Genomic DNA, 12,172 nt, shown 5'->3' on the forward strand with positions numbered 1-12,172 from the left:
ATGGTGAACGCACAAGAAAAACAAGCATATACCGTTCAGGACAAACGGCAGTATTCCGTTCAAGACATGATAAATAAAAATAAAAATAAAAAAAGTATAACTAATTTTACAGAAAAGGCTGTGCCAGTGTTCTTATTACTGTGCGCGATTATTTCCGTTCTAACAACTATTGGAATTCTATTTACTTTGTTAAGGGAATCCATTACCTTTTTTTCAAAAGTATCACTATCAGATTTTTATTTTGGGACTGACTGGTCTCCGTGGACTGAGAAGTTTGGCGTTGCCCCATTAATTGCTGGGACACTTTTAATTACATTTATTGCGATCTGTGTAGCATTACCAATAGGGATTGCATCTGCAATCTTTTTAAGTGAATATGCAAGTCAAAGAACAAGGAAAATAATTAAACCAATACTAGAAATATTGGCTGGGATACCAACTGTAGTCTATGGATTCTTTGCTCTTACATTTGTGTCCCCATTATTAGGGTCATTTATTACAGAAATGAAAATATTTAATGCACTCAGTGCTGGGATTGTAGTTGGAATAATGATTATTCCAATGATTGCTTCGTTATCTGAAGATGCAATGAATGCTGTACCAAATAGTTTAAGAGAAGGTGCGTTAGGATTAGGTGCTACTCGCCTTGAGGTTGCTATAAAAGTTATTATTCCAGCGGCATTATCAGGAATTATTGCTTCTGTTGTATTAGCGTTATCTCGTGCGATTGGTGAGACGATGATTGTTACTATTGCAGCGGGAGCAACCCCAAATCTAACGTTAGATCCGACTCAATCTGTTCAAACTCTAACTGCTTTTATTGTTCAAGGTGCAACGGGTGATACATCTTATCATTCAACAATATATTATAGTATCTATGCAGTAGGGATTACATTATTTGCATTTACATTAATTATGAATATACTTGCTCAATATATTTCCCGTAAATTTAGGGAGGATTATTAATATGAATCATCAAAATGTTCAACCTAGTAAAAACCAAATAAAAACAAGAGTAATCCAAAATGTTATTTTTCGGTCTTTATTCTTTGTTGCTATTACCATAGCGCTAGTTTTCTTAGCGTTATTAATTTATCGAATATTAAACCAAGGTATTGGTTATGTCACAATAGATTTTTTGAAAAACTTCCCAGCGCCATACATCGATAAAGCCGGAATATTTGCCGGAATAATGGGTTCTTTATCGATGATGGCCATAACAGCACCGGTCGCGGTAGTTGTAGGGGTTTCGACAGCTTTATATCTAGAAGAATATGCAGCCCAAAATAAATTCACTAGATTTATTCAGGTTAATGTTCAAAATCTAGCAGGTGTTCCATCTATTGTTTTTGGACTGCTTGGCTTAACATTTTTCGTGTATTTATTTAACTTTGGATACACTTTAATTGCTGGTGCTTTAACGATGAGCCTATTAGTCCTTCCAGTTATTGTCGTTGCAGCTCAGGAGGCTATTCGATCCGTTCCGAAAGAATTAAGAGAAGCATCAATCGGAATGGGAGCGACAAAGTGGCAAACGATTTGGAGAATTGTACTACCAGCTTCTGTGCCTGGTATATTAACAGGCTCGATCTTAGCGTTATCTCGTGCAATTGGTGAAACTGCTCCATTAATTATTGTTGGAGCGGCTACAGCTATTTACACAATACCAGATTCCTTCTTATCGAAATATACAGTCATGCCTATTCAAATATATAGTTGGACATCAAGACCACAGGCGGAATGGCAAAATGTTGCAGCAGCAGGAATTATCGTTCTACTAGTCATTTTATTGGTCATGAATGCTATCGCTGTATGGATAAGAAATAAATTTCAAAATAGATATTAAAGAGGGGTTAATATGACAGTAATTACTTCTAATCAACATGCATTTGATATTTCGGATTTCAATCTATGGTATGGATCAAGTCAAGCACTTTTTCACATAAATATGGAAATTCCTCGTAACAAGATTACTGCAGTAATTGGGCCGTCAGGTTGCGGTAAATCGACAATGTTAAAAACTTTAAATAGAATGATAGAAATGGTCCCAAATGTGAATACTTCGGGTTCTATAAAATATAATGATAATGACATATTTAGTAAAGGACAAATGGTTGAAGAATTGCGTACACATGTTGGGATGGTATTTCAGAAGCCTAATCCATTTCCAAAATCGATCTACGATAATGTAGCATATGGACCTAGAATTCATGGAATTAGGAAAAAGAAAATACTAGATGAAGTAGTTGAGAAAAGCTTACGGGATGCGGCTATTTGGGATGAAGTAAAGGATAGATTAAATCAAAATGCATATGGTTTATCTGGTGGACAGCAACAACGTTTATGTATTGCAAGATGTTTAGCAATAGAACCAGATGTTATATTGATGGATGAACCAACTTCTGCACTAGATCCGATATCTACTTTAAAGGTTGAGGAACTTATTAAGGAGTTAAAAGATAAATATACGATTGTAATTGTCACTCATAACATGCAGCAAGCAGCACGAATTTCCGATAAGACAGCATTTATGCTTAATGGAGAGCTAGTTGAATTTACAGATACAGATACACTGTTCTCTAATCCTAAGGATAAAAGAACAGAAGATTACATTACTGGTCGTTTTGGCTAGAAGGGAAGTAATGCAACATGGTAGGTAGAGAGCAATTTCAGGATGAGCTGGAAAAGGTAAAGGGTAAAATCATTGAGCTAGCTTACGGTGCAGAAAAACTACTAAATCAAGCAGTTGATGCCATATACAATAGTGATATAGAACTGGCTAAACAAGTTATTGCATATGATAAAGAACTAGATAAGAAGGACATGGAAATCAACGAGGCTGCTATTCTATTAATTGCAAAGCAGCAGCCAGTTGCTTCAGACCTCCGTAGGCTAATTGTTGCTATTCGTATATCTTCAGATTTGGAGCGGATGGGAGATAATGCCAAGAATATTGCTAAATCTACGATCCACCTAGGTGAAGATCACGGTATTGATATTCACAAATCAATAAAGGATATGAAAGATGTTGCTGTGAAAATGATTGATATCTCTGTAAAAGCCTATGAAAACGAAGATATAACATTAGCGAGAAAACTAGGGGAGTTGGATGACTTAATCGATGGTATGTATTCTAATATGCTTCGAGAGTTATTAGAGGAAACAGCTACTAATCCACAAAAAATCCAGCATATAATGCAGATGGCTTTTAGTGGAAGGTATGTAGAGCGTTTCGGTGATCATGCTACAAATATTGGTGAAAACATAATGTATCTTGTAAAAGGTGAGTCATGTGATCTAAATTAATTCATATAAAGAAGCATCATGGGATTCCTTGATGCTTCTTTATATGACTTTTGTTATTGGTTAGCTATTGTCTCTGCTACTTCTTCGTGCGTCATATCACTAGTTAAATTGAACTCACCAATTTGAACTTTGGTACTGTAATTATTCTCCTCGAGAAAAGCACTAAATTCATTTGGATCTTCAATTATTTTTGCGGCATGAAGCATTTGAACGATAGTAGCGAGCGACATTCCAGGTTCAATACGTAGTGTATAAGTTGCTGGTTCATCTTTTTCTATAGCTTTAGGGTCTTCCTCTACTTTTGGATCCTCTTCAATCTCTGGTTGTTCCTCCCTATTGGGTTCTTCTTCCACTTCTGGTTGATTCTCTTCTTTTTTCTCTGCAGATTCCTGATTGGATTGATTCTGATCAGTTTCCGTTTCTTCAACTGATTTTTTGGTAATAAAATATCCTTCAGATTCCAGTTTTTGAATCATTTCATTAGTAGTTAGTTCAATCTGTTTCTCATCATGACCTAGGTAGTACGTAATCAACATGACAATACATGCAGACAATATGCCTAGTGAAAATGCTCTAAGTATCTGTTTCATAGGAACGCCTCTAGCTTTCTTGTGAGAATTGATGAACAATTGAGTTGACATCATACTCACTGAGATTGGTTCGTTTTGCTATTTCATTAATCGAATGGCCTTGTTTATGCATATGGTTGATTCTTCTAATCAAAGGGGTTTGGGTCTGTTGTGTATTAATATTTCCCATGTCTAAAGAATCGTCTGCAAGTAACTCCTCTTCCAATACTTTAATTTTCTTTTTAATTTGGTAAGTTTCCTGTAAAGATGTTATGGACACTTGCTCTAATTGATCTTCTAATTGTTTGAATTTATCCGATAGAAAAAAGGATATTACAAACAAGAATACTGCTACTATTCCTAATGCTATAATACTGTTAATCACATGCTTCCCTCCAGTTTGTACAAGTATAGTTATAACATATCTTATAGACGTTGGAAAATGTCAAAAAAATTAAGCCATAAAAAGTGAAGAACTTTGTCATGTTTGCTTGAAATAAAGAAAGATATTTGGTAATATTAATAAGTCTGAAAATGATGATAGAAATTTGATAATTAGTTATTGATAAAGGTTTGGAGGGATAACAATGCGTGTAAACATCACTTTAGCTTGTACTGAAACAGGCGATCGTAATTATATTACAACTAAAAATAAACGTAAGCACCCTGAACGTTTAGAGCTTAAAAAATATAGTCCGCGTCTGAAAAGATATACTCTTCATCGCGAAACTAAATAATATAATTTGGTTGTATAAAAACGTAACTCTTACCAGTACTGGTAAGAGTTTTTCCGTATCAGGGAAGAAGTGGGACAAGGGACCTGTCCCCATGTCCCGATTGGGGTGGATACATATGGTTGGTAAGGATGATCTTAGAAAACAGGTGCTGTCTAAGTGGCAATCTATTGATCCTTTAAGAAAGTGTAAAATAGAGGAAACTCTGTCACAACACCTATACAATAGTCAGCTTTGGAAACGATCGAAGACAATTGGTATTACAGTATCTCAATCACATGAATGGGACACGAAACAGATTATTAAAGGGGCCTGGAAAAATAACAAAACAGTATGTGTGCCGAAATGTATCCCTAGTACACATGAGCTTGACTTTTATAAAATTGATTCCCTAGACCAATTGGAAGTAGTCTATTATAATCTTCTAGAGCCAAATCCGAATTTGACAGCTCCTGTAGAGAATAATAGTATCGATTTGTTAATTGTACCCGGGATAGTTTTTGATAGACAAGGATACCGAATTGGATATGGTGGCGGTTATTTTGATCGGTTCCTTAATGACTATAAGGGCGAAACTATAGCACTTTTATCTAACTTTCAACTTGTTGAGCGAATTCCTATGGAAGCTTTTGATATTCCAGTCCGCAGCTTGATTACCGAAGAAGGAATATATTAACATCTATTTTTAACGTCGCAGAAGCATATTCTTCTTTCTCAAAGGCCAAACTAATTGTACATTCTAATGAGAAGGAAGGATGTTAAAAATGCGTCTATTTGTGGTGCTTAGTTCTTTATTAGTTGGAGTTGGAATGATTTTTAAATCTAGGTATAAAATTATGAATACATTAATGGCGGTTTCTGTTATTAGAAAAGCATTTGTGTCGATATCGATGAATATGCCCTATATTCGCAAAAGAGTATTACCAAGTATTTTCGGACGTTCAGCATCGTAATTAGCTGAACGTTTTATTTTTGTCGTGTCATAATTGGAGCTACTTTGTAGTAATTCATTTTGGTGCTGTTAAAGTCTTGAATAAGTTTTTTAAAAGGAGTATATGTACCTTCCCTGATTATTAACGGCTTTTAAAAAGATCGTGTTATTATAAAGGATAGGGGGGATATCATGTATTTAAATGAAAATTATTTTTACAATCGTTTAGCTTATCAATTAATTCATGATCATCATTTTGAAATAATCTATATTAACTCTATGCAAACTGAAATGGTGCTTGAGAAAAAAATAAAAGGTTCCTCTCACGTGGTTCGCTTGATGCACCGCCAGTTCGATTGGAGAAACCATTTACAGCTTGATGTGGATCAAACGGTTATGAAGTTATCGAAATTAAAACAGTTTATTTTAGGTAACGGTGTACATGTGCATAATATCTATATTGCAGAAAAGCCCCCTGTAGATGAATGGGAATCGATAAAAAAAACAATCGAATTAAAGAATAGAAAGTTTACTAAACTAAGTACATATTATGCAGACGAGTTAGATAGGAAAGCAGAAATAAATCGTTTTTTTGATTATATTGGATTAGACTTCAAACCAATCGATTATCCTGACAACGAACTAGAAATGGAACGTCTAACCCATTACCTCAAGACGATGGTTGCTGGTGAGTTTCAAAAGAAACAAAACGAAACCGAAAGCCTTTTTCGAAATGGAAAACCTAGGTTAACTTATTTCATACTAATCGCAAATATCATTCTATTTGTTTGGATGGAATTAAATGGCGGAACAAACTCAGCAACTACTTTAATACAATATGGAGCAAAATATAATCCGGCCATATTAGATGGGGAATGGTGGCGGATTATAACTTCGATGTTTATACATATAGGTCTATTACATTTAGTAATGAATATGTTTGCTCTATACTATGTAGGTTCAGCTGTGGAACAGATATATGGCAATATTCGTTTTTTTGTCATTTACTTTTTAGCTGGAATCTTAGGTAGCTTGACGAGTTTTGCTTTAAATCCCCAATTGGCAGCGGGTGCGTCGGGAGCTATATTTGGTTTGTTTGGGGCACTCTTATTTTTTGGATTGATTCACCGTCGGGTATTCTTTCAGACAATGGGGAAAAATATTATTTTTGTTATTGTATTTAATATTATATTTGGCTTCTCCATACCAGAAATAGATAATGGAGCCCACCTAGGTGGATTGCTAGGAGGTTTTCTAGGAGCTAGCATTGTTAATTTACCAAAGAAAAACAAATTTTTGATTCAAGGCATAGCCTTACTATCCTATCTTTGTATAACAACTGGTTTTGTGATCTACGGTACTAGTAATAGTACTGTAGATGAAACACTATTTATACAACAATCCCAAGAGCTAATTCAAAAGCAAGAATACAATCAAGTTATCGATTTAACAACAGATGCAATGGAATATGCAGACACTTATGAAGCAGAACTATTATTTAATCGAGCTTATGCTTACATTAAAGAGAATAGAGTGGAAGCAGCCCAGAAAGACCTAGAAAGTGTGGTGGAAATGAAGCCAGAATTTGCTGAAGCGCACTACAACCTTTCGTTAATTTATAATAACCAACGTAAATTTGAAAAAGCCCTAGAGCATGTGGAAAAGGCTCTAGAGCTTCAACCAAATAAGAGGGATTGGCAGGAATTACATCAACGGTTGCTGGAAGCAGTAGGATAATATTGTATTAACTGCTGCTTCTGTCCGTTCTGATCTTGGTATAATACAATTAAATGCTTCCCTTTTTTATCAAATAAAATTAACGGGACAAAACTTTTTGCTGGTTTATCGGTATTGGAAATGCCTAAAATATAATTTTTATAAAGTCCTTCCCAAAGCTGTCCAATCACTTGGTCAGTTTTTTCTTGGGATATTCCTGGTATTACCTCTTTCTCATATTTATATATGTCAGTTAAAGGTGTAAATATATATTTATCTTCTGGGATTTGGAAGTGATCAATAAGTTGTTTCCAGTGATAACCTAATTGCTGCTGTGTTGCGTGATCCAATGTTTCTTTCCAATCTGTTTGGTTAGAATCATCAGGTTGTTCAAAGGATTCTAACGGGCTGTGTGGTGAATCAATTACATATAATTCATCATGTGACATCTCATGTATGCTCTTAATCTGGTCATCAGGATAATGTATTTCGCCATGGTGAAAGGAAATTGTCTCAAAATGACTGCTATCCTCTCCATGAATAGAGGATTTTAATTCAAGAGCATTTTCATTTTCTTTCCATTTACTTTGGATTCCTTTTAGCCGTCCATCAGAAAATAGTAAAGAAACATCTTGCCTTAGATATATTTTTTTTTCTAGACTAGAAAATACTTTCCACTCTAAATCATACTCATCTTGGTCAGTCTCGGATAACATTCCTAGTTCTGTTCCAAAAGTAGAAAATACCGTCGTTTCATCTATTGGAAAATATTTAATGACACTTATATCTCTTTTGAAATAAATACTAGATGCCAATATTATGGCCATGATGACAGTTGCAGTTATTAATAACTTTTTAGATTTCATTATTTACCTTCTTTCCGTCACCTAAATATGTACAACCTCTTATTATCTTTATATGTTGTTTAATGGACATATATGAAAAAAGAAAAAGAATTTTCTTAGTTTGGGTATGTGATTTTAAAAAAGGTGCAAGCTAATACCTAGAATTAATCTAGGTTAGGGTGAGTTCATGGAACAAGAAAAAAAGCCTCTTTATAGTTCATTCGACGAAAATATTAGATACATGCGAGAACGATTGGGTGTTGATAAGAGCTTTGATGTAATCCAATTAGATTTGGAATATGCTGAAAGAAAAATGGCATTATTCATGATTGATGGATTTGTAAAAGATGACATCCTTCATTTATTAATGAAATTTCTAGCCCAACTAGAACCATCCGATCTTACTCCAGATCCAATGGAGAAGATGTTAAAGAAATATATACCGTATATAGAGCTTGAAAAAGTAGATGACTTGGATGTTGCTACTGATACAGTACTTGCTGGTCCAACTGCATTAGTTGTAGAAGGTATTGATCAGATAATCATGATCGATGCGAGGACCTATCCAGTAAGAGGACCTCAGGAGCCAGATCTTGAGCGGGTAGTAAGAGGTTCTAGGGATGGGTACGTAGAAACAATTGTATTTAATACAGCGTTAACGAGAAGAAGAATTCGCGATCGTTCTTTACGAATGGAATATACAAGTGTTGGTCGTCGATCAAAGACTGATATTTGTCTATGTTACTTAGAAGATGTTGCAGACCCTGATAAGGTAAAGGAATTAAAAGCCAATTTGGATAAAATTGATACAGATGGTTTACCAATGGCTGAAAAAACTGTTGAAGAGTTTTTGGGTGGAAGGCACTGGAATCCATATCCCACGATTCGATATACAGAAAGACCAGATACGGCAGCAGCACATATTTATGAAGGACATATTATTATAATAATTGACGGCTCCCCAAGTGTAATGATTACACCAGCAACTTATTGGCACCATTTACAGCATGCTGAGGAATACCGTCAAAAGCCTTTAGTAGGTGCTTATTTACGTCTGGTTCGTTTCTTTGCGGTAATTGCTTCTTTATTTATTTTACCGCTGTATTATTTGTTTTCTGTCAATCCTGAGCTATTACCGAATGCTATAGAGTTTGTTGGTCCGAACGACTTCGGGGTTTTACCACTACTGCTACAGTTTTTAATCGCAGAGGTAGGGATTGATATGCTCAGGATGGCAGCCATACACACACCTACTGCGCTTGCAACAGCATTAGGGTTAGTGGCTGCTGTATTAATAGGGCAAGTAGCAGTAGAGGTTGGATTATTTTCTAATGAGGTTGTCTTGTATCTTTCTGTTGCAGCTGTTGGTACATTTGCGACCCCTAGTTATGAGATGAGTTTAGCAAATCGGCTAGTAAGGATGTTGTTGTTAATTATAACCGCAAGCTTTGGCGTAGTTGGATACGTGGCAGGTATTACGCTTTGGCTCATTTACCTTCTACGTATGGAATCATTTAGAACGGGGTATTTATGGCCATTCATACCATTTTCCCCAAGAGCTTTCGCGGATATCCTTGTTCGCGTACCAATCCCACTTAAAAGTAGAAGGCCATCCTTTTTAAATCCACAGGATCCAGACCGTTAATCCGGTCTGGTTTTTTCTTTTTAGAAAAGTTAAGATCGGTTCACATCGCTTACTTTGTTGTCTTTGGCGCAGTCCTGGCCGTACGGCGCTACCTGTACCCTCCGCTTTTGTTCTTATAAATGGAAATTTTTTGCATTCTGTCTAGCTGTTTGATAAATTATAAATAGGTTAGGAGAGGGAGGCAAAAAAATGTATAAAAAAATACTAGCTATTTTGCTGCTATTTTGTGTTGGCCTTTTTGTCGCATTTGGAGTCATTATCTACAATGACTTTATAGGGAGTGGAGCAGCTATCACGAAAAGCTCCCAAGCATCTAACATAAGTGAAAAAAATGAAGAAACGGAACAAATTAGCAATGAATCTGAACAAAAAATGGTTACTGAACTTTCGAAAGATAAGCTAAAAAACGGGGATAACGATGAATTAAATCCATTCGGTGATAAAATCGGCTTATCAGAATTAAATGATGCATTTTATCAGGATTATCTTCATAAAATGTCCCATCAAAAAGTGGTGGCATCTGATAAGTGGGGCTTTTACTTAATAACTAATGAACGTATTAATTGGCTTTTAGACGGTCTAAGCAAAACAGAATTAGATCATGAAGACCTTTATAATCGAATCTTAACTAGATGGAGCGAAGGAGATTTCACTATTGCAGATCAAGACCATAATGCTGTATGGCAACTCCAAGGAGGTAACATTGGCGAAGCTACTGGGGTATTAACTGAAGAAGAAGAGAAAGCTTATATAAATAGCGCGCAATAAGCCTGATGATGCAGGCTTTTTTTGTGGTTAAAAATGTTCAGATAAGTAAAGGCACTAGCTCAATCTCCACAAGACTTGTATTAAATCTATCTACAGAAAAGACAAAAGTAAAGGCAAACTTTTCACATAGACCTACCTTTCATAGATTTGCATTTAGGAGTCTTGGCAATGGACCACAAATCTGTCCTAACCCTTTTGTTATTTAATGACTAACAAGGTGGAAATCTCACTTTATTTTCTATTGGATTCTGTTATAATAATGTAGGTGATAAAATGAAAACGTTATATGACGTACAACAGTTATTAAAAAAATTCGGAACGATAATTTATATTGGTGACCGTCTTGCTGACCTCGAATTGATGGAGGAAGAGATAAAAGAACTGTACAAAGCTCAGTGCATCACAAGTAGCGACTACCAAATGGCAATCTTGTTATTAAGACAAGAGGCATCTAAACTTAGATAGAATAGGGGAATTGTCAATGGAAAAGAAAATACTTATTGGAGTAGACATTGGTGGAACCACTGTAAAAATAGCATTAATGGATTTGGAAGGGCTAATGATTGATAAATGGGAGGTTCCTACCAGGTTAGAAGAACAAGGTAGACATGTTCCTGATGACATTTGGAATTCCATAGAAGAAAAGCTTAAAGTAAATAAAATTGATAAAGATAGTTTACTAGGTATCGGTGCCGGTGCACCTGGTTTCATTGAACCAGCTACTGGTATTGTTACAGTTGCAGTTAACATAGGCTGGAAGAATTTTGATTTACGTGGTAAATTAGCGGAATTATCCGGATTACCTGTATATGTAGACAATGATGCTAATATAGCTGCTATTGGAGAGAACTGGAAGGGATCCGGGAAACAAGCAGAAAATATCATTGCTGTAACACTAGGAACCGGTGTTGGTGGTGGAATTATCGTTAATGGAAACATTGTAAACGGTGTAAATGGAACTGCTGGAGAGATTGGCCATATTATGGTTGATCCTGGTGGTGCCCCATGTAACTGTGGAAGAAACGGTTGCCTCGAAACTGTGGCCTCGGCAACAGGAATTGTTAGACAAGCACTTGAAGCAATAAACCAAAATCCAGATAGTTTACTGACAAAGAAATATAAGCAAAATGATAGTCTGACATCAAAAGATGTTTTTGATGCTGTTGAGGAAGGAGATCAACTAGCACAGGATATCATTAATAGGGTTACGGATGTATTGGGACTTGCTATTGCCAATACAGCTACAGCTATTAATCCTTCAATGGTAGTTATTGGTGGGGGTGTTTCAAAAGCAGGAGAATCATTACTGAAGCCATTAAAATTAGCTTTTGACAAGTACTCATTACCTAGAATTAGTGAAGCTTGTAGATTTGCCTTTGCGCAACTTGGAAATGATGCCGGTGTATATGGTGGTGCATTTTTAGTTGCCCAACATCATAATGCTTCGTAACCAATTTTAAGTTTTTGAATATATTGTTAATTGTGTAAATGGGATATGAACAAGAACTAAGATGGAAGTTCTATAATTCGACAAAAAAACAATCTATCTTAAAAAAATATTCCCTTTTGTAGGGTTTATTTTTTTATAAACGTCTATTAGAATAGATTAATGTTAACAAATTGTAATTTTCTTTAAATAAAAATGAAACTTATCAAGG

The 12,172-nt window shown here is 35.5% G+C and carries 15 protein-coding genes; 12 read left to right on the top strand and 3 right to left on the bottom strand.

Going from position 1 to position 12,172, the window contains the following annotated elements; all coding sequences use genetic code 11:
• Positions 1–66: 66 nt before the first annotated feature.
• From pstC to phoU, 4 genes are read left to right on the top strand one after another with little or no spacing between them, the layout of a single operon-like run.
• A complete protein-coding gene (gene pstC, locus H7K77_RS00635; RefSeq protein ID WP_235988789.1) occupies positions 67–966 on the top strand; it encodes a phosphate ABC transporter permease subunit PstC in 900 nt (299 codons plus the stop codon).
• 1 nt (position 967) lies between these two features.
• Entirely contained in the window at positions 968–1,846 is an 879-nt protein-coding gene (gene pstA / locus H7K77_RS00640; RefSeq protein WP_186575777.1) for a phosphate ABC transporter permease PstA, read from the top strand.
• Positions 1,847–1,858: 12 nt separating this feature from the next.
• Positions 1,859–2,632, top strand: coding sequence for a phosphate ABC transporter ATP-binding protein PstB (gene pstB, locus H7K77_RS00645; protein ID WP_186575778.1), 774 nt, complete (start codon positions 1,859–1,861; stop codon positions 2,630–2,632).
• A gap of 17 nt (positions 2,633–2,649) precedes the next feature.
• Complete coding sequence (gene phoU, locus H7K77_RS00650; protein WP_186575779.1) at positions 2,650–3,306, top strand: phosphate signaling complex protein PhoU; 657 nt, start codon at positions 2,650–2,652, stop codon at positions 3,304–3,306.
• Between the two features lie 53 nt (positions 3,307–3,359).
• On the opposite strand, the gene H7K77_RS00655 is transcribed toward phoU, so the two are convergent.
• Positions 3,360–3,896 (bottom strand): hypothetical protein, encoded by a 537-nt coding sequence (locus H7K77_RS00655; protein ID WP_186575780.1) that lies wholly within the window; start codon positions 3,894–3,896, stop codon positions 3,360–3,362.
• Between the two features lie 10 nt (positions 3,897–3,906).
• Positions 3,907–4,260: a hypothetical protein gene (locus H7K77_RS00660; protein ID WP_186575781.1), complete on the bottom strand. Its 354-nt coding sequence runs from the start codon at positions 4,258–4,260 to the stop codon at positions 3,907–3,909.
• Positions 4,261–4,462: 202 nt separating this feature from the next.
• Between H7K77_RS00660 and rpmG the strand changes: the two genes are divergently transcribed.
• The 4 genes from rpmG to H7K77_RS00680 all read left to right on the top strand — a co-directional run bounded on the left by rpmG (position 4,463) and on the right by H7K77_RS00680 (position 7,277).
• Entirely contained in the window at positions 4,463–4,612 is a 150-nt protein-coding gene (gene rpmG / locus H7K77_RS00665) for a 50S ribosomal protein L33 (RefSeq protein WP_186575782.1), read from the top strand.
• Positions 4,613–4,727: 115 nt separating this feature from the next.
• A complete protein-coding gene (locus H7K77_RS00670) occupies positions 4,728–5,285 on the top strand; it encodes a 5-formyltetrahydrofolate cyclo-ligase (RefSeq protein ID WP_186575783.1) in 558 nt (185 codons plus the stop codon).
• A gap of 88 nt (positions 5,286–5,373) precedes the next feature.
• Complete coding sequence (locus H7K77_RS00675) at positions 5,374–5,562, top strand: hypothetical protein (RefSeq protein ID WP_186575784.1); 189 nt, start codon at positions 5,374–5,376, stop codon at positions 5,560–5,562.
• Between the two features lie 170 nt (positions 5,563–5,732).
• Positions 5,733–7,277 (top strand): rhomboid family intramembrane serine protease, encoded by a 1,545-nt coding sequence (locus H7K77_RS00680; protein WP_186575785.1) that lies wholly within the window; start codon positions 5,733–5,735, stop codon positions 7,275–7,277.
• Here H7K77_RS00680 and H7K77_RS00685 read toward each other — a convergent pair.
• Complete coding sequence (locus H7K77_RS00685) at positions 7,250–8,122, bottom strand: hypothetical protein (protein WP_222599149.1); 873 nt, start codon at positions 8,120–8,122, stop codon at positions 7,250–7,252. The two genes, H7K77_RS00680 and H7K77_RS00685, sit on opposite strands and share 28 nt — an antisense overlap.
• A gap of 166 nt (positions 8,123–8,288) precedes the next feature.
• Between H7K77_RS00685 and H7K77_RS00690 the strand changes: the two genes are divergently transcribed.
• The 4 genes from H7K77_RS00690 to H7K77_RS00705 all read left to right on the top strand — a co-directional run bounded on the left by H7K77_RS00690 (position 8,289) and on the right by H7K77_RS00705 (position 11,964).
• Positions 8,289–9,746, top strand: coding sequence for a spore germination protein (locus H7K77_RS00690; RefSeq protein WP_186575786.1), 1,458 nt, complete (start codon positions 8,289–8,291; stop codon positions 9,744–9,746).
• A gap of 189 nt (positions 9,747–9,935) precedes the next feature.
• Complete coding sequence (locus tag H7K77_RS00695; RefSeq protein WP_186575787.1) at positions 9,936–10,514, top strand: DUF6241 domain-containing protein; 579 nt, start codon at positions 9,936–9,938, stop codon at positions 10,512–10,514.
• 273 nt (positions 10,515–10,787) lie between these two features.
• Positions 10,788–10,979, top strand: coding sequence for a YqgQ family protein (locus H7K77_RS00700; protein ID WP_186575788.1), 192 nt, complete (start codon positions 10,788–10,790; stop codon positions 10,977–10,979).
• Between the two features lie 16 nt (positions 10,980–10,995).
• On the top strand, positions 10,996–11,964 hold the full coding sequence (locus H7K77_RS00705; RefSeq protein ID WP_186575789.1) for an ROK family glucokinase: 969 nt from the start codon (positions 10,996–10,998) through the stop codon (positions 11,962–11,964).
• Positions 11,965–12,172 lie beyond the last annotated feature (208 nt).

It is taken from the genome of Aquibacillus kalidii (assembly GCF_014280935.1).
GTDB lineage: Bacteria > Bacillota > Bacilli > Bacillales > Amphibacillaceae > Aquibacillus_D > Aquibacillus_D kalidii.